The sequence below is a fragment of the Bordetella sp. genome (genome assembly GCF_057362025.1).
On sequence record NZ_JBMQQZ010000100.1, the window covers coordinates 110,953 to 131,392 of the forward strand.

At 63.8% G+C, this 20,440-nt stretch carries 15 protein-coding genes and 1 pseudogene; 6 read left to right on the top strand and 10 right to left on the bottom strand.

All coding sequences use genetic code 11. From position 1 onward, the window contains the following. Nucleotides 1-194: 194 nt before the first annotated feature. The gene (locus ACO1P8_RS22795) at nucleotides 195-1,088 is read right to left on the bottom strand and encodes a LysR substrate-binding domain-containing protein (protein ID WP_486298118.1); all 894 of its coding nucleotides are present in this window, start codon (nucleotides 1,086-1,088) and stop codon (nucleotides 195-197) included. A 261-nt stretch (nucleotides 1,089-1,349) separates the two neighbouring features. Between ACO1P8_RS22795 and ACO1P8_RS22800 the strand changes: the two genes are divergently transcribed. From ACO1P8_RS22800 to ACO1P8_RS22820, 5 genes are all read left to right on the top strand, one after another. Further along, nucleotides 1,350-1,871, top strand: a complete 522-nt coding sequence (locus tag ACO1P8_RS22800) for a DUF2846 domain-containing protein (RefSeq protein ID WP_486298119.1) — start codon at nucleotides 1,350-1,352, stop codon at nucleotides 1,869-1,871. 86 nt (nucleotides 1,872-1,957) lie between these two features. Then, on the top strand, nucleotides 1,958-2,377 hold the full coding sequence (locus tag ACO1P8_RS22805; RefSeq protein WP_486298120.1) for a hypothetical protein: 420 nt from the start codon (nucleotides 1,958-1,960) through the stop codon (nucleotides 2,375-2,377). Further along, entirely contained in the window at nucleotides 2,374-2,868 is a 495-nt protein-coding gene (locus ACO1P8_RS22810) for a DUF2846 domain-containing protein (RefSeq protein WP_486298121.1), read from the top strand. The genes ACO1P8_RS22805 and ACO1P8_RS22810 overlap by 4 nt, the downstream gene beginning before the upstream one ends. Nucleotides 2,869-3,039: 171 nt before the next feature. Beyond that, the gene (locus ACO1P8_RS22815) at nucleotides 3,040-4,728 is read left to right on the top strand and encodes a thiamine pyrophosphate-binding protein (RefSeq protein WP_486298122.1); all 1,689 of its coding nucleotides are present in this window, start codon (nucleotides 3,040-3,042) and stop codon (nucleotides 4,726-4,728) included. A 33-nt stretch (nucleotides 4,729-4,761) separates the two neighbouring features. Beyond that, entirely contained in the window at nucleotides 4,762-5,955 is a 1,194-nt protein-coding gene (locus tag ACO1P8_RS22820) for an acyl-CoA dehydrogenase (RefSeq protein WP_094840339.1), read from the top strand. Between the two features lie 75 nt (nucleotides 5,956-6,030). Here ACO1P8_RS22820 and ACO1P8_RS22825 read toward each other — a convergent pair whose 3' ends face one another. Together ACO1P8_RS22825 and ACO1P8_RS22830 are read right to left on the bottom strand one after the other, a co-directional pair. Continuing rightward, the gene (locus ACO1P8_RS22825; protein ID WP_486298123.1) at nucleotides 6,031-6,318 is read right to left on the bottom strand and encodes a hypothetical protein; all 288 of its coding nucleotides are present in this window, start codon (nucleotides 6,316-6,318) and stop codon (nucleotides 6,031-6,033) included. A 66-nt stretch (nucleotides 6,319-6,384) separates the two neighbouring features. Further along, nucleotides 6,385-8,304 carry a Hint domain-containing protein gene (locus tag ACO1P8_RS22830; protein ID WP_486298124.1) on the bottom strand — a complete coding sequence of 640 codons (1,920 nt, stop codon included), beginning with the start codon at nucleotides 8,302-8,304 and terminating at the stop codon, nucleotides 6,385-6,387. A gap of 446 nt (nucleotides 8,305-8,750) precedes the next feature. Between ACO1P8_RS22830 and ACO1P8_RS22835 the strand changes: the two genes are divergently transcribed. Further along, nucleotides 8,751-9,572, top strand: coding sequence for a helix-turn-helix domain-containing protein (locus ACO1P8_RS22835; protein WP_486298125.1), 822 nt, complete (start codon nucleotides 8,751-8,753; stop codon nucleotides 9,570-9,572). A gap of 9 nt (nucleotides 9,573-9,581) precedes the next feature. Here the strand turns inward: ACO1P8_RS22835 and ACO1P8_RS22840 are convergent, their stop codons facing one another. From ACO1P8_RS22840 to ACO1P8_RS22870, 7 genes and pseudogenes are all read right to left on the bottom strand, one after another. Then, nucleotides 9,582-14,369 (bottom strand): autotransporter outer membrane beta-barrel domain-containing protein, encoded by a 4,788-nt coding sequence (locus ACO1P8_RS22840; RefSeq protein WP_486298157.1) that lies wholly within the window; start codon nucleotides 14,367-14,369, stop codon nucleotides 9,582-9,584. A gap of 24 nt (nucleotides 14,370-14,393) precedes the next feature. Continuing rightward, a pseudogene (locus ACO1P8_RS22845) lies at nucleotides 14,394-14,525 on the bottom strand (ESPR-type extended signal peptide-containing protein); the annotation flags it as partial. A 244-nt stretch (nucleotides 14,526-14,769) separates the two neighbouring features. Then, on the bottom strand, nucleotides 14,770-15,483 hold the full coding sequence (locus ACO1P8_RS22850; protein WP_486298126.1) for a helix-turn-helix domain-containing protein: 714 nt from the start codon (nucleotides 15,481-15,483) through the stop codon (nucleotides 14,770-14,772). 279 nt (nucleotides 15,484-15,762) lie between these two features. Further along, a complete protein-coding gene (locus ACO1P8_RS22855) occupies nucleotides 15,763-17,196 on the bottom strand; it encodes a hypothetical protein (RefSeq protein ID WP_486298127.1) in 1,434 nt (477 codons plus the stop codon). Between the two features lie 86 nt (nucleotides 17,197-17,282). After that, nucleotides 17,283-18,770: a hypothetical protein gene (locus ACO1P8_RS22860; protein WP_486298128.1), complete on the bottom strand. Its 1,488-nt coding sequence runs from the start codon at nucleotides 18,768-18,770 to the stop codon at nucleotides 17,283-17,285. A 259-nt stretch (nucleotides 18,771-19,029) separates the two neighbouring features. Beyond that, nucleotides 19,030-19,902: a hypothetical protein gene (locus tag ACO1P8_RS22865; RefSeq protein ID WP_486298129.1), complete on the bottom strand. Its 873-nt coding sequence runs from the start codon at nucleotides 19,900-19,902 to the stop codon at nucleotides 19,030-19,032. Beyond that, nucleotides 19,899-20,348, bottom strand: coding sequence for a MaoC family dehydratase (locus ACO1P8_RS22870; RefSeq protein WP_486298130.1), 450 nt, complete (start codon nucleotides 20,346-20,348; stop codon nucleotides 19,899-19,901). The genes ACO1P8_RS22865 and ACO1P8_RS22870 overlap by 4 nt, the downstream gene beginning before the upstream one ends. Between the last annotated feature and the right edge of the window lie 92 nt (nucleotides 20,349-20,440).

A 20,440-nucleotide genomic window follows, 5' to 3' on the forward strand; every position in this document is an offset into this window, starting at 1 on the left:
CACTCGAACCGCACGGGTAATGCGGTCCGAGACTAGCCGGGTATTGTTTCAGAAATCTCCTCAGAAACAATCGGTATTACCCCTCTGACGAAAATCAAAAGAGGCCACACAGCTTAACGTGCGCGCCGTTTGTGCCGGCAACGGTTGTCCCGGGCGGCGGCTTTCGCACCGCTGTTCCGGACGAAGCGTCCGCCTCAGTCCCCGGCCACGCCCTGCAACCATGCCTGGAATACGCGTGGCGCATCCGCCCGGTGGCCACGGTCCGGGTAGCTGAAGTAGTAGCCCTGGGGAACGGGCAACACCGCCGGGGTCGGCATGACGACCGCGCCGGCGTCCAGCGCTTCCTGCGCCAGGAAACGCGGCACCAGGCCCACCCCCAGGCCCGCCTGCGCCGCCGCCAGGACCATGGAAAACAGCTCATAGCGCGGGCCGCCGGCGGCTTGCGGACCGAACAGGAAGCGGTTTTCCGCATACCACAGGCGCCAGGCGTCCGGCCGCGAATTCAGGTGCAGGTGGGGCATGCCCGCCAGGGGACCGGCGCCCTGTTCCAGGCTGGCCTGCGCCAGCGCCGGCGCGCACACGGGAATCAGCTCGCGTTCGCGAAACAGCAATACGCCCCGTGTACCGGGCCAGATGTGGTCGCCGTGATACAGCGCGCCGTCGAAGGGCTGGTCCTTGAACTGGAAAGGCAGCGTGCGCACCGAAAGACTGACCGTGATGTCGGGATGCATCCGGTTGAAATCGGCCAGGCGCGGAATCAGCCAGGTCGTGGCCAGGGTGGGCACCACGGCGATGTGCAGGCTGCGGCCCATGCCGGTGCGGCTGACCAGGCCGAAGGTGTCCTTTTCGATCTGGTCGAGGTGATGGCGGATGCGGCCGGCATATTCGGCGCCGTGATCCGTCAGGGCGATGCGCCGCCGCACCCGGGTAAACAGCTGCACACCCAGCCGTGCCTCCAGGCTGGCCACCTGGCGATAGACGGCGCTGTGGGTCAGCGAAAGCTCTTCGGCTGCCCGTGAAAACGTACCGAGCCGCGCCGTGGCTTCGAAGGCCTGCAGGGCGCTCAAGTTGGGAATGCCTTTTCTCATGGATGCACGCAGCGCTGGATGGCGGGAGTCGCCGGGCTCGCGTCGTGCGATTTTATCAATGACTTTGTGCGTTCCACGAAAAATGGAACCGGCAGCGGCTGGACGGCCACTTCCGTCTTTCCGCTCGCCGACCCGCGGGCAACGCGCCGGCGGCGGAGCTCCGCGCGCGTCGCCGCCGGCGCGCAAATTAAGGATTTATACTGATATAAAGCTTTACATTTACTCCGCTTTTGACCCCGCCCCCCTGAAAAACCAACGCGCATGAACAAGCTCACCCGTCTTTCCCGCGTCTTCCTGTCGCTCGCCGCCGCAGCACTGCTGCTGGCCGGCTGTGCCTCCCGCCAGTACACGAATGTCGCCGACGCGATGGTCCCGATGGCGCCTGGGGAAGGCCGCATTGTCCTGTATACGCCCACCACGGACGTCAGCCTGGGCGCGAACGCCCAACCGCGCGTACGCATCAACAACCGCCTGGTAGGACGCGCGAAACCGGGCGGCTTCTTCTACGTGAATCGCGCGGCGGGTACGTATACCGTGCTGGCACACCGCGGCGCCCCTCTGACCTTCACCTTGGAAGCGGGACAGACGCAGTACATCCGCTTCGTACCGGATGGCCTGATTTCGACCAATTCCGGCGATGCCGGCGCCAAGTTCCTGCGGCCCGAGCTTAGTCCGTCGCCCACGCAAGCGCAGGCCGAATTGCAAAGCATGCGATTCTGGGGCGCGTCCTCGCGTACCCGGAATGAAGAGGGTATGGCCCGCAACGGCACCGCCATGCAATAGGCAACGGCCCGGCCTGCACCGGCCGTAACCTCTGGAAATACTTGGGCAGGATCCCTATACTCCGCGCTTTGCGCTGAGAGGTCTCCATGCCCACCCTGTTTTCCCCAGGCAGGACCCGCGCGCCGCTGCGCGCGCTGGCGTTCTGTATCGCCACCCTGACCCTTGCCGGCTGCATGTCCATCGTCATGCGGCCCGCCACGCTGGCCCCCGCCCCCGGCGGCGCGGACGGCAGGCCGCTGCAACTGGCCCGCCCGGTCTCGGCGGTATTGACCAACGACGTCGCCGTGACGCTACCCGGCAATTCCCAATGGGCCCTGGCCGGCTCGATTCCGCAGGGCCAGGTCTACCGGAGGGTGGGGGGCACCCTGATGATCGATGCGAAGCGCGTGCGCGAAGCCTATCTCGTCGTATCGGGCGACAAGCTGGCCGGCTTCTACTTCCCCGGCGAAGCGTCGTTCACGCCGCTTTCCTATACCCCACCCTTGAAACTGGAGCAGCCCCAATGAACATCAGCGCCGGCCGGCTGACGGCCTGGACCATCGGACTATGCGCCGCCCTGCTTCTGGCCGGATGCGGGGGCCCCCGCTATGCAAGCATGGCGCCGGCCTTGCCAGCCCTGCCGCCCGGCACGGGCCGCATCGTCCTCTACAACCCCATGGAAGGCACGGGCTCCGGCCCGTCGGGACAGCCCAAAATCCGCATCAACAAGCAGGTGGTGGGACGCTCGAAGCCGGGCAGCTTCTTTTTTGTCGACGAACCGGCGGGCAGCTACATCGTCACCGACAAACTCTGGACCGACGATGGCCTGAGCTTCATGCTCAATCCGGGTGAAACCCGCTATGTGCGCTTTTCGGCCGCCAGCCTGGGCAGCACCGGCATCAGCAAGCTGAGCATCGAGCTGGTCGATTCCCCCAGCGAAGCCGAACGGGAACTGCTGCCCCTGCGCTACGCCGGCGCGACGCCGGCCGTGCAAGCGCAGGCCATGCCGGCGCGATAGCCTGCTTCCCGCCCCGGACCGCGCTGCACCGCACCATCGGGTGCCGGCTGCCGCCGGGGCGGGCGGAACGTGCCCAGGCCGCACTTCATTGTGCGTTTTTATCAATTGCCCTGTGCGCGTTTGGAACATTATTCTCACGGATTACCCTAGCTCGACTCCGTGAAAGGTTCCATGCAGACTCCGCAGCCTCCCCGCCTGGGCGGACACATCCTTGTCGATCAACTCGCCGCCCATGGCGTCAAGCACGTCTTCTGCGTCCCTGGCGAAAGCTACCTGGCCGTCCTGGACGGCCTGCACGACGCGAACATCCCCGTCACCGTATGTCGCCAGGAGGGCGGCGCGGCCATGATGGCCGATGCCCATGGCAAGCTCACCGGCGAACCCGGCATCTGCATGGTCACCCGTGGCCCCGGCGCGTCCAACGCGCTGGCCGGCATCCACATCGCCATGCAGGACTCGACGCCGCTGATCCTGTTCGTCGGCCAGATCGAACGCGGCATGCGCGAACGCGAAGCCTTCCAGGAAATGGACTACCGCGCCGTCTTCGGCACCCAGGCCAAATGGGTTACCGAGATCGACCAGGTCGAACGCATCCCTGAACTGGTGTCGCGCGCCTTTCACATCGCGACGTCGGGCCGGCCCGGTCCCGTGGTCATCGCCCTGCCCGAGGACATGCTGGTCGAGACGGCCGAAGTCGCCGACGCGCCGCATTACGAAGTCATCGACAGCACGCCGGCGCCCAGGCAACTGGCCGAACTGGAAACGCTGCTGAAGTCGGCGCGCGCGCCCATCGCTATCCTGGGCGGCGCGCGCTGGGATGCCGATGCGGTACAGCGCTTCGCCGATTTCGCGACGCGCTTCCAACTGCCGGTGGCCGTCTCTTTCCGGCGGCAGATGCTGTTCCCGGCCGACCACCCCTGCTTCGCCGGCGACGTCGGCATCGGCTTGAACCCGGCACTGCTCAAGCGCGTGCAGGACGCGGACCTGGTGCTGCTGGTCGGCGGCCGCATGTCGGAAATGCCCAGTCAGTCCTATACGCTGTTCGACATCCCCGTGCCCAAACAGAAACTGGTGCATGTCCATCCCGACAGCGGCGAATTGAACCGCGTGTATCGCGCGACGCTGGCGATCAATGCGTCGCCGATCGCCTTCACCCAGGCGCTGGCGAACCTGAGCCCCGCCGGCGCGACGCCCGGCTGGCCGCAAGACGTGCAGGCGGCGCACGCGTCGTATCTGTCGTGGAGCGACCCCGCCTCCATCAAGACCCCGGGTGCGCTGCAGATGGGCGCCGTGATGCAAACCCTGCGCGAAACGCTTCCGGACGACGCCATCATGACCAATGGCGCGGGCAACTATGCCACCTGGCTGCATCGCTTCCACCGTTTCCACCGCTACGGCACGCAACTGGCGCCCACGTCGGGATCGATGGGCTACGGCCTGCCGGCCGCCGTCGGCGCAAAACGCGTCTATCCGGATCGCACCGTGGTCTGCCTGGCGGGCGACGGCTGCTTCATGATGCACGGCCAGGAATTTGCGACGGCCGTGCAATACGACCTGCCCATTCTGGTGCTGATCGTCGACAACGGCATGTACGGCACCATCCGCATGCACCAGGAAAAGCATTATCCCGGCCGCATCTCCGCGACGGCATTGCGCAATCCGGATTTCGCGGCGTATGCCCGCGCGTTCGGGGGCCACGGCGAACGCGTCGAGTCCACGGAAGAATTCGCGCCCGCGTTGCGGCGCGCGCTGGACAGCGGCAAGCCGGCCATCGTGCATTGCCTGATCGACCCCGAGGTCATCACGCCGACCACGACGCTGGAAAAGATCCGCGACGCGGCATTGAAGGCCAAGCCCTAATACGATTTGAACCCGCGAGACCAGGAGTTTTCGATGTCATCCAATCCCTCTTTCCACTGGCAGGACCCCTTGCTGCTCGACAGCCAGCTCAGCGACGAGGAGCGCATGGTGCGCGACGCCGCGGCGGCCTACGCGCAGGACAAGCTGGCCCCGCGCGTGCTGGAAGCCTTCCGGCATGAAAAAACCGACCCCGCCATCTTCCGCGAAATGGGCGAGCTGGGCCTGCTGGGGCCCACCATCCCCACCGAGTACGGCGGCGCGGGCATGAACTATGTCTGCTACGGCCTGATCGCCCGCGAAGTGGAACGCATCGACTCCGGCTACCGCTCGATGATGAGCGTGCAGTCGTCGCTGGTGATGGTGCCGATCAATGAATTCGGCAGCGAGGAACAAAAGCAAAAATACCTGCCGAAGCTGGCCAGCGGAGAATGGATAGGCTGCTTCGGCCTGACCGAACCGAACCACGGCTCGGATCCCGGCAGCATGGAAACCCGCGCGGTCCTGACCGGCAGCGGCTACAAGCTGACCGGCAGCAAGATGTGGATCACCAATTCGCCGATCGCCGACGTGTTCGTCGTCTGGGCCAAGTGCGTCGGTGGCGACCACGACGGCAAGATCCGCGGCTTCATCCTGGAAAAAGGCATGAAGGGCCTGTCGGCGCCCGCCATCCATGGCAAGGTCGGATTGCGCGCATCCATCACCGGCGAAGTCGTCATGGACGAAGTCGAAATCCCCGCCTCGCAGATGCTGCCCAATGTCAGCGGGCTCAAGGGGCCGTTCACCTGCCTGAATTCCGCGCGCTACGGCATCGCCTGGGGCGCGCTGGGCGCGGCGGAGTTCTGCTGGCACACCGCGCGCCAGTACACCATGGATCGCAAGCAGTTCGGCCGCCCGCTGGCGGCCAACCAGCTCATCCAGAAAAAACTGGCGGACATGCAGACCGAAATCACGCTGGGCCTGCAAGGCTGCCTGCGCCTGGGACGCATGAAGGACGAAGGCACGGCGGCCGTGGAAATCACGTCCCTGATGAAGCGCAACTCCTGCGGCAAGTCGCTGGACGTGGCGCGCATGGCACGCGACATGATGGGCGGCAACGGCATTTCCGACGAGTTCGGCGTGGCGCGCCACCTGGTCAATCTGGAAGTCGTCAACACCTACGAAGGCACGCACGACGTGCACGCCTTGATCCTGGGCCGGGCGCAGACCGGCATCCAGGCATTCTGCTAAGCCAGCATACGCGCGCGTCCGTTGCCACCGGCAGGCATATCGGCGGGGCACAAAACGGAGCGCGCCGTTTTCCGATCAGCTGAACGTCACGGGGACCCACGACGACCCCGTGGACTCATCGTATTCGGTCTCCGATTCCAGCGCGAACAGTTTGACCTTGTAGCTAACGTTCCGGTTGCACTCGACAGCCATCAGGCATGACACGGCCTTGGGATCGTGGATCCTGAAGAAACGGTTGCCGCCCGTCCACCACAGCTCTGCGTAGAATCCGGGACTATTGTCGTAGGTATAACGGTCCCAGACGATGTGAAGATATCCGGCGGACGCGTACTCCGCGCTCAACAGATTGATCGTGTTTGCCATGATGATGACCCCGAGGGAGAAAGAATCGACTGCGAAGGTGCGGATGAAAGGGCCGCCACCGGAGTGTCATTTCGACCGGGGCGCCTTCCCGCGAGCCAGCAGGCCCTGGACGTTGTTGTCGCCCACCAGGACAGAGCCCGCGTAGAAGACCGCGTCATAAGGGTTGGCCATGCCTTCCCCGCCAAGCACGACGTTATAGACCTTCTCCACCTTGCCGCTGTGCGGCTTCACCTGGACGAGCCGAGCCTCGCCACCGTCATCCGTATAGACGGTATCTCCCACCTTGAGGTCCTTGGCCGCCAACATGCCCCGCCCCGTCTTGACTGGGTGCTCGCTCGTCATGCTGACACGATGTTTCCGGTCGTCCATCAGTTCGATGATTTCGGAATCCGTGCCGGTCAGCAGATTGTCGACCTGTAGTATCCGCCCCGATTGACTCAGCACTTTGTCGCCGCGCTGCAAATCCTCGATTTTCTTGCGCCGCCGGCCGTCCGCCATCGTGATTTCAGTGCCGGCGACGATGCAGCCATACTGGACCTGCACCATGGGCACGGCGACGATGGTTCCGCAATTGATGCTTCCGACGATATTGGGATCAACGAAGCACTGACTGAGCATCTGCGGATCGTTGGTAAACGTGACCTGTGCGGTCCCGTTGTATGTGCCTTTAGAGGTGGCCGTACCAACGGTCATCATCATCGTGAAGATGTAATTCTGGCCACTCCGGTAGCACACCGGCCCGAAGTCTGCATAAGGATACGTGTTCGTACCGTTATAAGCCCAGATAACACCTCTATATCCGGAACCGTAGCCCTTCGCGTGATCCCAGAACCCCTTGGAGATCGCCGGCGGCACACAAACGCCGCCAGTCGCGTACTCGCCATCGCCGCCATCGCTGATCGTCATGTCGACCATCCAGTCCTTCCCGCTGGGATCAAGCTTGAACTTATCGTCCTTGTCGCGGTAGAGCTGATATGAACTATTCGTCTGGACAATCCCTTGGACCGGAAACGTGACTTTCAAATCTTCATTGGCCACATTCGGTTGCGTGGGCCCATAGTCGCACAGCGACGGCCAGCCTGGCGTCGGGTTGGACCGATTCAAGCAGACGATCACCGCGGGAGACTGCTCCGAGGTCTTCTGGTGCGAGGGGTCCGACATCGTGCGCTGCGCCCATACCGTCGACGCGCCATTCTGTTTCTTGGTGCATGTGGCCATCGGCATGATAGGTTCGCCATTGACCGTACCCTGCAACGTGGCATACGCCGACACATCCCCACGGTCAGGATTATTCGCGGGGGTGGCGCTCTGGGTACCGCTCAGGATATTGGTCACTCCCCCATCGCGAATCTCGCCATTTTGCCAACCCACGACGTTCATCAGGCTGTCGTAAAGCAACAAGGAGTCCTGGACAATCGTGGTCCTGGCTGCAGCGTTCCCGTCCGAGGCGTTACTGGTGCCAGCCCCTTTTTCATAGTACAGAGACGAATACATGACCGCCCGCGTCTTGGTCCAGTCGGACGTGCCGGTAACGCCGAGCACCGAGAAATAATCCTTCGGCAGCACTACCAGAGATTGCCCTGGAGTCAGATTCTTCTTCGCCGCCAGCGCTTTGGACTTTTCCATCATCCTGTCTTGCAAACGCGGCAAGGGTTTGCCTTGGGCGCGAAGTTGCAACTGGGCGGCTTTGGCCTGCTCGATCTGGGCATAGACCCACGGCTTGGCCCCCGATTCGCGCATCAAGGCCCGATAGCCCAATTCGTTCGACGGTTTGGTGAGGTCGATAGCCGTCACCTCGTCCGGATTGCAGTCCGTATCCTCCAGCATTTGACGCAGCGCGGCCAGCTCTTCCTTACTGTACTTGGGCGCCGCCTGCACGCCTGTCGCCGATGCCGCACGACTATCGACCGCGTGCAGTCCAACCCATGCCACAAGAAGCAGTATCAGGGCGCAAAGACCCGCGGAGCGGACGAATCGCGTCGGCATTTTTTCTCTCCTTTCGTCATCCTTCCATGCGGCATGCCGGCGGCCGAACGGTCGCTGCGGCGACCGCCGGATCCACGCGCAAGGCCGGCGACCGTATCGCCCATCCCGGCATGAGCGCCGGTTGGAGGTCACATTGCCGATGGTAGGGGTAGCGAGAGATCGGGATGTTTAGGAATCGACAATCGGTTTTGAGTTTCTGTCCTATCTGCGACGGCGGGACGATAGGCTGATGTGCCGGCCCGAGGACCGTCCCTGCAGAGCGTCGCCGCACGCGCCGTGAATCGCGATAGGGCCTGGCGGGTGCGAGATGTCCCGGCGGGCGGGCATGCGAAGGATCCAGCCAGCAAAGCAAAACAAGTCGCCTTGATTGCAAAGGAAGGCCCGTCCCGTCTTCGCTAGCATCGACAGCACGATTCCCACTTCACCCCGTACACCACAGGTCGAACATGGACAGCAACAAGCCGCGCGGCACCGCGACCCGGGTCCTGATCGCGAGTACCGACGTGCACGAGACCGCGACACTGACCCGCGACTTACAGGCGCTTTCGTTCAAGGTCGACAGCACCACCAACGGCGATGAGGCCTATGGCCGGAGCATCGGCCGATTCAGGCCGATGCTGGTTTTGATGGACGTTTTACTGGAAGGCCTGGATGGCATGGCCACGTGCCGGCTGTTGCGCGACACCGCGGCCACCGCCCATATCCCCGTCATGCTGTTCGGCACGTCGACAGCGCTCGAACAACGCCTGGCGGCGTTCAGGGCGGGGGCGATCGACTATCTTGGCCGGCCTTGCGACCGCGCTGAGGTGCTGGCGCGCATCCAGGCACACCTGGCGCGCGACGCGCAAGGCGGCACGCACCAACCACGGGATCTTCAGGAAGAACCTTCGGAGGACGAACTGCTCGTCCAGATGACGATGTGGTACCTGAACGAGCGCATGACGCTGCCGCCGTCGACCAAACAGCTGGCCCAGCGCATGGGAGTCAGTGAACGCCGCCTGTCGCGTGCGTTCCACCTGGCCTACGGCAAAAATCCCCGCGCCACGCTTCTCGACGCCCGGCTCACCAAAGCCCGACAGTTGCTGGCCGAGAACCGGCTCTCTATCGCGCAGATCGCGGGCTTCCTGGGCTACTCCAACACCGCGGGGTTTTCCACCGCGTTTCGCCAACGCTGGGGGCAAAGCCCCATCGCCACCCGATCCAAGGCCGCGGGGCTTGCGAGCGATCCACGGCGCGTGGCGCTGCGCCGGGCGCCGTGGGCGACATGAACGCGGGTGTCAGAACAAGTACTTGATACCGACGGTGGCGCTGACGCCGGAGGTCCCGCTGTTGCCGATCCGCTGCTGGCCATCCAGTTCGCCGTACAGGGACAGCTTGGGCGTGATCATGCCGGTCGCGCCTACGCCTACCTGCACCGCGCTGCCGGACTGCCCCACCTCGAACGACGTCCCGCTCAATTTCGCATCGGGGGTATCGTTCCAGGTATGCAGCAGGCTGACCCTGGCGTAAGGGGTCCATGAGGTCGTCGAATTGATCGGCTTGGCCACCCTTACACCGATCCGGCCGGTCCAGGCATGGCTCGTGCCGAGCCCGACATCGATGCCGTCGGAGTCGGTACTGCTCTTGAAGTCCAGCGACTGGCGCATGATCTGGACCTGCGGTTCCCATTCATAGCCGTTGGCCAGTTTCATGGTCTTGCCGGCCTCTACGGATAAGTCGACCGAGTTGGCGTCGATACGGCCTGCCTTGCCCCGCTGCGAGGTCCTCACGTCACCGTAGTAGTGTCCTGTGGAGACGATGCCGTCGACATACCAGCCGTCGCGATGCTGCCAGGTCGCCGTCAACGCGACGTTATTACCCGTCACGCGGGCCTTGCTGTCCTCGGCGCTGTTGGCCGAAGGATTGAACGAGGTCGTACCGGTCGTAACGGCGGCGCCCAGACGCAGATCCTGGTTCGGCCGGCTGATGTGCAGCCAGTTCCCGCCGACCTGAAGCGCGGTGATGTCCTGGTTGAAGTCGTAGCCATACTTATTGAAGCCGAGGCTGCTGTCGTAGCGGCCCGTACTGCCTATGGCACGGGCGAACATCTCGCCCTTGTTGCCGGGTTGGCTCATGTCGTCGCGGCGGATTTCTCCCAGTCGGCGATGCAGGTTGTCCATGACCGCCGCACCGTAGTTCAGCAGGGCCTGGTTCGCCACCAGATAGGAGCTTCCCTGCGGCGCCAAGGCCGGACGGCCGCCACCACCGCCGGAATCCGGGTCGGGGTTCACGCCCGGCACTGGATTTCCAGCTGCGTCCAGATAGGCGGTCTGCAGGCGATAGTCCCATTGCGTACCTTTGTCCAGCAGGCTTTGCGCCGGATCGGTCTGCCCCGGGCCATACGAGAACAACCGGTACTGGAACGGGCTCTTCGAGGCGACGACATAATCGCCGGCGAGCTTGAAGGCATCCGCGCTGGACGTACCCGCCACTTGCACCAGCGAAATTCCCTCGCTCGGTATCGCCTTGTTGTTCAGCGCCGTGTTGGTGTTCGCGCCGTCGCCGCTGGTATGCAGCACCAGGCTGGTCTGGCCGGTGGCGTTGCCGGAAATCAGCAGACGGTCCGTATGCTGGTTGGCCAGGCTGCCGCCCGCGTTCAGCGCGGTATTCATCTCTACCGCGCCGCTGCCGGCATAGTCGCCGGTGACGTTCAAGGTCCGATACGACGCGGGCGCGGCGCCTGCGGCGACCGGCGAACCTATCGAGACGCGGCCGTTGTTCACCAAACCGTCCACGGTGGCATTGTCGTCCAGCGTCCAGGCGCTGGACGCGTCGGCGACGGCCACCTTCGCCGTGCCGCCATTCAGGCGCTGGAGCGTGCCGGTGTACGAGCTGCCGTTCTGCAAATTCAACTGAAGCTGGCTGCCGGCGCCGTCGGCCACGATGGGGCCCGTCAGGTTCTCGGCGTTGGCGTTCAAGACGCCGGCGGCGCCGTTACGCACCCGGTAAAGCGCCTGTCCGGCTCCCGCGGTTACCGCGGTGTCGGTCAGGTTCACCGTGCTGGCGCCGTCCGCGACAATGGCGTCGCCGGCGCTCGAAATGCGGCCGCCGGTGAAGCTGACTTCGCCCTGGTGTACGGCAACCGCGGGCGAGGTACCTGCCGTCGTCACCGCGGCCGCGCCCATATCGAGGGACCCGCCGTCAGCCACCACGCCACCCAGCGCGCTGGCGCCGCTGAACGCCAGGCGGCCGCCGCCCTGCTTGGTCAGGACCAGGCCGCTGCCGTTATCGGTCGCGCCGGCCCAGGTCGTATCCTGGCCGTTTTCGACAGTGACCGTACCGTTCTGCCGCAACTCGATCATGCGATTGGAAGCGAAGCTGCCGGCGATGTCCAGGCTGCCGCCATTGAGCACGACCTCGCGCGCGGCGGAGGTATCGCCCAGGTTCTGGTCCGCGTGGACCTTGAGCACGCCGCCTTCGATCCGGGTATTGCCCACGTAGTGGTTGTCCCCGGTAAGGTCGAGCGTGCCTTGCCCCGTCTTGATAACGAACAGGCCCTGTCCCATCGGCGTGGTGCCGTCGCCCAGGCTATAGTCGACGACCTTCGTGCTGCCCTGCGCGACATCGTAGGAAAGGTTGTCGTTGTTGCCGATTATTCCGCCCTGGGCGCCATTCGCGCCTTCGGTAATGGTCAGGCCCGGCCAGTTGTTGGCGGTACCTTCGTTCGGCGCGGGCAGGTTCGATTCCGAAAGATCCAGCCATCCGCCGTTCAAGGTGATGTTTTTGTTGAACGTGGCGGTATTGGACAAACCGCTGATGGCGAGCACACCGCCGTCGATCGTGGTGGTGCCCGTATAGGCGAAGGCATTGTCGCCGGAAAGCTTTACGGTACCGGCCGCGTTGGTTTTGACCAGCGAGCCCGTGCCATCGATCGTGCCCGAAAAGACGTGCGTGCCGGCCCCGTCCAGCGTAAGCGTGTTGGCACCCAGGTGCACCGTGCCGCCGCCGTTCGTGGAGTCGATCGAGCCCGCCGTGAAGCCGCCATTCGCGCTGGTCAGGTCCAACGTTCCGGCACTGGCGATGTTGAAGGCCTTGCCGGAGGCGTTGGCGCCACCCGTTGCCGCCAGCGTACCGTTCAGGATGGTCGTGCCGCCGGTATAGCCGAATACATTCGGGCCAGCCAGCGTCAGCAGGCTGCTGCCGTCCTTCACCAGGCCGCCGGTGCCGGTAATCGCGCCGCTGAAGGCCCCGGCGGACGCATTGTTGCTGTTCACCGTCAGGGTGCGTTGCCCCAATGCAATCTGGCCGTCGCCGGGAGCGGTACTGATGATTCCGCCCACCTCGAAGCCGACGTCCGACTGCGAGATATCCAACTTGCCGGTGGTGCCGAACCGGAAGTTCTTGCCAGGCGCCTGTATGGTCCCGCCGGTGGCCAGGGTTCCGGCATTCACCAGTGCGTCTCCCGTGAAGGCAAAGCCATCGGCACCGTTCAGGAGCAACGTGCCGGTACCGTCGCGCACCAGGTCGCCGTAACCTTGTATGGCGCCGGAATAGGTGGTGCTGGCCGCGCCATCGACCGTAAGGCTGCGCGGGGTCGACGCACCGTTGCCCAGCTGCACCGTACCGCCGTTACCCTCCAACGAAGCGATCGTGACGCCGGTCGTGGTGCTTCCCAGCTGGAATGCGCCGCCATCGTCCACCCTGAGACGGGTACCGCTCATGTCCACATCGCCGGTCGCGGTGATCGTGCCCAGGTTCCCACCGGTACCGCGCGCCCACAGGCTGTACCCGTCGGTGGACGTTTGCTGGAAATTGATCGTTCCGCCATTCTCGGCGATCATCCCCCACGAATTCGCACCCAGGGTGGCCGTGGGCAGTCCGGTGTAGTCGTTGAACGTCAACGTCGATCCCGCATCCTGGACATCGAACACGGCCGATCCCGCCCCGGTGACCGATATGGTGCCCGGCACCTGGTCCGTCGCCGCGTTCGTGCCGGCATAGGTTTTCGTCGCCCCCTTTTGCAGAGCGATCGCATGGGCGTTCGATCCGCTGGTAGTGATGGAGGACGTGGCGTCGAGCTGGATATCGTTTGCTGCCCCAACCATGGTGGCGCCGTTGGCACCGTCACCCGAGGTGGTAATGCCGGCTCCTGTGCCCGTGATCAATGCGCCGCTTACGCCCGCCGCGCCCGAAAGCAGGCCATAAGCGTTGGCGCCCGTAGTGTTCACCGTCGTGCCGGTCAACGTGATCGTGCCCGCCATATTGTTGCCTACCGCATACAGGCCATTCGCCCCGTCGCCGGTCGTCGAGATGGAGGCCCGCCCGACGGTAGCCGTGGAGCTTGCCGCTGTGCCCCATGCCAGGATGCCGAACGCCTGCGCGCCCTGCGTGCCGATCGAGACGCCATCGCCCACCGTCACCGTCGTCGGTATACCGGCCGCGTTCGATTGCGCGTAGATCCCACTAGCCGTGTCGGCACTGGTGTGTATCGACGAATGCGTGGCGCTCGCGCCATCATCGATCGTTACCGTCCCGCCGGTTACCCTGATCCCTATCGAGGCGTTGGGACCGGTGGTAACGATATTCGAGGACGCTACCGTGGCGGCGCCCCCTTGGTCGACCTGCATACCAACGGAACCGGCGCCCTGGGTGGCGATGGATGTACCCGTAATCTGGGCGCTGTTGCCGGCGCCGGTGACATAGATGCCATGCGCGCCATTACCCGTGGTCGTGATACTGCCCCGCAGCATCGTCAGGTTCGCGGTACCTGACCCAGTCGGCGACGGCGGCGGCAGCACCAGGGCACCATACGCGCTGGTCCCGTGGGTGACCACCGTCGCGTCGGTCGCGTCTATCTTCGACTGGGCGGCGCCGTCGGGAGCCGTCACCTGGAAACCGTAGGATTGAGTGCCGTCGGTCTCGATTAGGTTATTTCCCGGCGCGGTCAACGTTGTGCCGCCGTTGCTCAGCATGGCGGGCGTCGTGTTGCCCGTGGTGTGTATTTCATCGCAAGCCAGCAGGCTCGACTGCTGCGTGGTGGTGTAGGTATTGCACGCCGCCATCACCGGCGAGGACAGCGCCAGCATTCCCCCTCCGGCCAGAAACAGAAGCCAGGCGCCGCGCAGCGACGCTCCACTTGTTCTCACAGCGGGCCCCGCGCTGTTATGGCCCTTGGCATGCTCGGAGGCCACGACGATCCGACCGGTCCGCTGGCTGCGGACGAGACGATACACTTTATTCACGGCATTTCTTCCCAGGAAGCCGGCTTGGATAGTCGGCGATGGTTGTCAGGAAATGGGCTCTTGGATATCGCGGACGCCGCGGGCCGATGGCCGCGCACGGCACTGCTTTCCAGAGATGGCCGCGCATCGAAGAAGACGGCAAAGCCCAGGGAGGCGAAGAATCCGTATCCTAGGGTAAACACTTACCGACAAACATCAGAAAAATCTGACCCAATTCGTCGCCCTCCCCCGAGGCTGCCTCCGATCAATGAGAGGCCATCGTGGGCTCCCGGGCAGAGCGCCTGTACTCCATGGCGGTCTTTCCCACGTGGCGGCGAAAAGTCGCCGAGAAATTCGATAAACCTTGGTATCCGAGACGGTGGGCGATATCGGCGACGGGCATGCGGGTGCGCGCCAGCCAGGAAGCGGCGACCGCCATCTTCTTGTCGATGACATATTTCTGGACGGACATGCCGAGCCGCTCATGGAAGAGCGCCGATAGGCGCTTCGAAGTCGTCCCCACCCGCCGGGCAAGTCCGGCGGCATCGGAGACGCCCACGAGGTCGCGTGCAATGATTTCCAGCGCCGATTGCAGCAGCATGTCATCGCGCGTACCGGCCGCTTGCGGTCCGAGCGCCGCATCGTGCCGCGCAGGTGATTGCGCGGCAGTCTTTTTCAAATGAATTGCGACGCGGGCGACCAGCTCCGCCGGGGCAAAAGGATATGGCAACACATCGGCCGCCCCCATGCTGAACGCCTGCAGGGCGTGCGCCTTGGAGTTCGCCACGAAAAGAAAAGGAACAGTTTTGAGAACGCCATGCCCGCCGACCAGCCAGCACAGCGCCATGGGATCCATCGACATGGCGCGCGGGGCGATCACCGCGAAATCGGGCCGGCCCACACGCGCCTCGCGATATCCCCGCCAACCGTCGTCCAGACGGCTGGCATGATAATTCTGGGCCCCCAGCAGGCGTTCCACTTCGGATATATCGGGCCCGGCGCCGGCAATAATCAAAACCCGACCTGCCCGGCCGTTAGCGCCAGGCACGCGGGCATTGAGGTGGGCGGGCAGCTCCGGCCGTACCGAAGCCCGCGAACCGCCGGACAAGGGCCGACATATGCCATGCATGGGATCCTCCTCGTGCCAACGGCACCGCGCCTTTATCCATACTAGCGGCGCATCCCATCGCATTCTTTTTAATAACGACAAATCCTTTTTGATTTCGCGCCATTCCTGACGGAATCGTGTCCGGATGCACTATCCGCGCGCCTGTTCCGGCGGCACCGTGTCGAGATCCAGGACCAGCCAGTCGGACAAAAGCGGGGCGCTGTTTACGTCCGCCGGCGTCACGGTATATTGCGCGTAGAACCTCGGCGGGTCATCCTGTGCATTCGGGCTTGGACCGAAATTGAGCAGTTGCGCTTCCGAGAATGCGACGATAAAGCCCATATTCGTGTCGTCTCCTTCCACGGTATGGCCGCTATGGTACTGGCGGACCTTGCGCGCGCGGGTGCCCGGATAATAGCCGTTAAGATATATCATCATGGTCACCAGATCGCCGGCCTTTATACCTTTATAGGGCGGCACGACCAGGCTCAAGCCGTTAAGGATCTCCGAGATGTTGACGACTTGCGCCGGGGTCTGCAGTTGCGGTTTGGCCAGATCGCCTTTGACCGTCGGTGTCGCCCACGCGATGGTTCCCGTGGCGAAGAAACGGATGATTTGCGACTCGCCGAGCAGGTTGCCCGCCCGGTCCTGCGCCAGGTAGCCCATTTCATTACGGGCATTCTGGGTCTTGAAATACGTCTTCGCCACAGGCACCGGCGGGATGACGCCTTTCATGACGGTCATGACCTTGACGATCTCTCCGCTCATCCAGAAAGCAAGCCTTTGCGCGTTTTCCAGGCGCGCGTCGGGCGGTATGCTGATATAGATGTTGTCGCCATCGTACTGATCCAGGTCGAACGGCGACGAATCGTCCGGAAGCTCGGGGGCCTGCAATAAAGGCTGCAAAGCCGGCGTTCCGAGATAGGTGAAGACGAGATACTGGGAGATGGAATCGGCGCCCTGGTAGAGCACATTGAAGTTGACGATGGTCGACGCGGTATTGGCGACCTTGATAACTGCCACCCCCGATGCGTCGGTATCGATGTAGGCGCGGTTTCCATCGATGGGGAGCCTTTTGCCGTCCTTGTCGGTCATCCACGTGGGCAAATTGGGCGAGCCGCTGAAATACAAGCGATATCGATGGACCGGCTCGCCCGCGTCGTCCAGGACCCGCGCCCTTAGCACGATCGTGCTGCCGGGCGCGCTGCCGTCGCCGGTGCCATACGGCTCGGCGCATGTGGCATCCCAGCTGCCCAGGTAATCCGGATAAACACACGAATACAGGATCGTGTAATGATCGGCGTCTTCGACGCTCGCATCCCAGGCGGATAGCAGCAGGGCGTTGTAATCGGTCGACGGTTTGTCGGCCACCACCAGTTGAGTCACGGCCTTGTCGTCGACAACCTGCGCGCGCGGCTGCACCTGTGCCACGCTGGGCGCCTGGTCCACCGAAAACGCGATGTACTGCGTATCGCCATTATCCAGATCGGCATCCGCGACGTTCAATGTGACGCCGACCGTGGCATCCACTGCCAATACGCGGGAAGCCAATGGATCGATAAACACCAGTTTCTTGCCAGACATATTCCATCTCCATCAAGAGATCCAGGCACCGCAAAAAAGCTTGCACGAAGCGGAGCAGAGGACGGCTCTCGCCGTCCTCTTCCTTATCACCCGACGGTATCCAGGGTCAGCGACAATATCTTGGAATAGAAGGGTTGTCCGCCAGCGGGATGTCCAACCACTTCGATTTGGGCGGTACCCATTCTTCCCTGGTTTTCCCCGTATCCGACGAACCACTCCTGCGGAAGCAACTGACTCTGCGCGGTCATGCCTTTCCTTTGGAAATCCCTGGACTGGAAGTCGGTTTTGACCTGTGCCGAATTCCCATTGAAACCGTTGAGATAAACATTCACGGTGTACATTTCCCCGTCGCTCAGGCCCTGCAAGGTAAACAGGCTGAACGACATTGGGACGCCGCCCAGGATCGTCGATGCGTTAAGCACGGTAGCCGTCGAGGTGGGCGCGGAATGATCTCTCGTCACCGTGGGATCCGGGCCATTTACCGCCGTGCCGGTAGCCCCGAGCTTGACCACCGAAGATTGCGACGCCGTCACGCCGTTGGAGGTCATATAAAAATAGCCGGTCTGCTTGCCGACTACCGCTCGCGACTTCGGTACGCCTATCCCTTGCACCAGATCCTCGGCCTGCATGATTTCGCCGACCATCAAACCCGCGGCCTGTTTGTCTGGCGCCGTGAAGGTGATCAGAACGGCGGAATCGGTTGGCCGAACGCCACCGCCGTTGGTGGTCAGGATCGTCCCGGGTGCGCGCACGGGGAACGTGGGCCCGCTCGGACTGTCCAAAGGAATTGTCGCCGTCGCGGTATCCTCGGTCTGGAAATCCAGCGGATCCAGCAGTTGGCCCATGGGCGGTGCAAACTGGTACAGCCAAACAAGCTGCGCGGTAATGGACGAGCCTCCGCTGCCGTAGCCCACGTTCGCGCCGAAAATCCCGGGACTGGACGGCATCGCCAGGACCCGCGCTACGCCATTTACATCCGCGGCGACGGGATATAGCAACATGGCGCTTTCGCCGTCCCCTTGAGCCAGCGGATCGAGCTCCTTGCCCGTCGTGGGATCGTAGTATCTCAGGGCATTATTGATCGAACCGAACAAGATCGTGAAGTTCGGCACCGGCGAGTTGTTCGTGTCGGGATCGATCGCGGTAGCGGTAATCGGGATACCGGTAACCTTAGGATCGGGCGGGGGAGACTCCTGGAACGGCCAGACATTCTGCAGGCCGGCCGGCAAGCCCACCGCGCCGTTCAAAAACTGGACATTCTTGAAGTCGTACTGGAACTGTATCAGGGTATCGCCCGCGTCGTTCTTCAGGGTAATGGTCGGCGGAGTAGCGGGGGTGTCTCCGTTGTAGTACACCGAATTATTGCTTTTACCGCTCTTGGGGTCCGTGGTCGTCGGGTTTTTGGAAAACTGCAGGTTGGAGTCATCCGATTCCCATTTCACGTCGATCTGGAGCGATCCAGGCGCCGTCGGTGCATAGGTGAAAGTTACCGGGAAATCGGTTTCCGTCGGGAGCAGGGATCCATCAACGGGATTGATGGTGTTGGTCCCCACGGCGATAACGTGAGCGTCCATGGCATTCTCCTCGATACGTTGCGCGCCGCCGACCCCGTCGGTTGCGATTCGACGAGAGCCGGGTTCGTTGAACAGTGATGCGGATTGCGCCCGAATGCCGGTCAGCCATACCGCAACGGGAGCCATTACACGCGCCCACCGGCGCAACGTCCCGAAGCGGGAACAAAAAAGCCGGAATAATGAAAAACGCGATGGCTTGGAGAAAAATCGGCCCGGTGGAACGGGCCAGGCAACACTGTGCCGCCGCGCGGCAGAGGCCTCAAGGCTGGATGCCGGCCGGCATCGCACCTACGCCACGGACCAGGAAGCGCCAATAGCGCGCGCCGCCACCGGTGTCGATGACGGCGACGCCGCCCACGTTGACCCGCCCCTGCGCGCGGCAGGAAGCCTCGCGCGCCAGCCGCACGGGCGCATGGCTGCGCGGCGGCAGGGTAAGCCACTCGCGCGGCGCATAGCCCTTTTCCACCGGGACACCCTTGATGGCCAGATGGACGCACAGGCCCACGAAGGTTTGCGAACTCAGCAAAGTGAAGCGGACCGGCGTCGCGCCGCGGTTTTCCACGCGCAGCCAGACTCCGCTCCCGTCCGCCGCGTCACTACGCTGGCCGAGTACGGTGATCCTTAAAGGCTGTTCAAGCGCGGCATCGCGCGGCCATTGGCGATCGGCCCGCGCCTGTCCGGCCAGCACCTGGCGCGAGGTGTCTGCAACGAAAGCGGCGCGGCCGCGCCATTGCGCCAGCGCATCGGTTTTGCAGCCGCCGGCATTGGCCACCACGCGCACTGCCTGTTCCGGCGTCATCAGGACCGCAGGCACTTCCTCGCGCAAGGTCTCCAGCATGGCCTTGGCGGATAACCGCAAGCGCTGCGTCGCGACGGCCTCCAACTCCTTCAGGCGCAGCGCCTCGCGGTCACGGTCGCCGTCCGGACACAGCACGTCGATCTTGGACAACATGTCCCAGGCCGTCACGGCCTGACGCAAGGTGTAGTTTTCCACCGCGGCGGGCGCCGGCGCACCCATGGCCGGCATCACGGCGCCGGCCAGCAGGATAGCGGCGAATAGTCCGCCAGCCCCGCGCCATGCCGCCCGAGCGAGCGCTGCACCGAACCCGCGCACCGCCATCCCGGAAGTCAAGCGGACGGGTCCTCGCTGAGGTCGAACAGGCTGGTGGCGTCCAGTTCCAGCACGGCTTCGTCGTGCTGGTTGTAGACGATCCAGGCCCAGTTGATGATGCCCAGGTCGCTGCGCGACGAAGAGCTGCGCAGGCCATGCACGCGCGCCTCCAGCCGCAATTGGTCGCCTGGCCGCACGGGCACGCGCCAGCGCACTTCGCCCAGGCCGGGCGAACCGAAGGATTCGGAATCGTGCAGGGCCGCGTCCACGGCCATGCGCATGGCCATGGCGCAGGTGTGCCAGCCGCTGGCGATCAGGCCGCCCCAGCGCCCCTGGGCGGCGCGCTGGACGTCGGTATGGAACCACTGCGGGTCGTATTTGCGGGCGAATTCCAGGATCTCGGCTTCGGTGACCGTGACGGGCCCGGCGTGGATGACCATGCCCTGCTTGAAATCGGCGAACTTCATGTAACGGTTTCCCCTTATCGGCCGCGCCGGGTCTTGCGCCCCGCGCCGATCGGGCGTCCGGGCATAAACAGCGTCGCGGTCCATGCGTCTCG

Coding starts and splice junctions, on each gene's coding strand:
- ACO1P8_RS22795 (WP_486298118.1), bottom strand. CDS start 1,088: ATGAGAAAAGGCATTCCCAACTTGAGCGCCCTGCAGGCCTTCGAAGCC.
- ACO1P8_RS22800 (WP_486298119.1), top strand. CDS start 1,350: ATGAACAAGCTCACCCGTCTTTCCCGCGTCTTCCTGTCGCTCGCCGCC.
- ACO1P8_RS22805 (WP_486298120.1), top strand. CDS start 1,958: ATGCCCACCCTGTTTTCCCCAGGCAGGACCCGCGCGCCGCTGCGCGCG.
- ACO1P8_RS22810 (WP_486298121.1), top strand. CDS start 2,374: ATGAACATCAGCGCCGGCCGGCTGACGGCCTGGACCATCGGACTATGC.
- ACO1P8_RS22815 (WP_486298122.1), top strand. CDS start 3,040: ATGCAGACTCCGCAGCCTCCCCGCCTGGGCGGACACATCCTTGTCGAT.
- ACO1P8_RS22820 (WP_094840339.1), top strand. CDS start 4,762: ATGTCATCCAATCCCTCTTTCCACTGGCAGGACCCCTTGCTGCTCGAC.
- ACO1P8_RS22825 (WP_486298123.1), bottom strand. CDS start 6,318: ATGGCAAACACGATCAATCTGTTGAGCGCGGAGTACGCGTCCGCCGGA.
- ACO1P8_RS22830 (WP_486298124.1), bottom strand. CDS start 8,304: ATGCCGACGCGATTCGTCCGCTCCGCGGGTCTTTGCGCCCTGATACTG.
- ACO1P8_RS22835 (WP_486298125.1), top strand. CDS start 8,751: ATGGACAGCAACAAGCCGCGCGGCACCGCGACCCGGGTCCTGATCGCG.
- ACO1P8_RS22840 (WP_486298157.1), bottom strand. CDS start 14,369: ATGCTGGCGCTGTCCTCGCCGGTGATGGCGGCGTGCAATACCTACACC.
- ACO1P8_RS22855 (WP_486298127.1), bottom strand. CDS start 17,196: ATGTCTGGCAAGAAACTGGTGTTTATCGATCCATTGGCTTCCCGCGTA.
- ACO1P8_RS22860 (WP_486298128.1), bottom strand. CDS start 18,770: ATGGACGCTCACGTTATCGCCGTGGGGACCAACACCATCAATCCCGTT.
- ACO1P8_RS22870 (WP_486298130.1), bottom strand. CDS start 20,348: ATGAAGTTCGCCGATTTCAAGCAGGGCATGGTCATCCACGCCGGGCCC.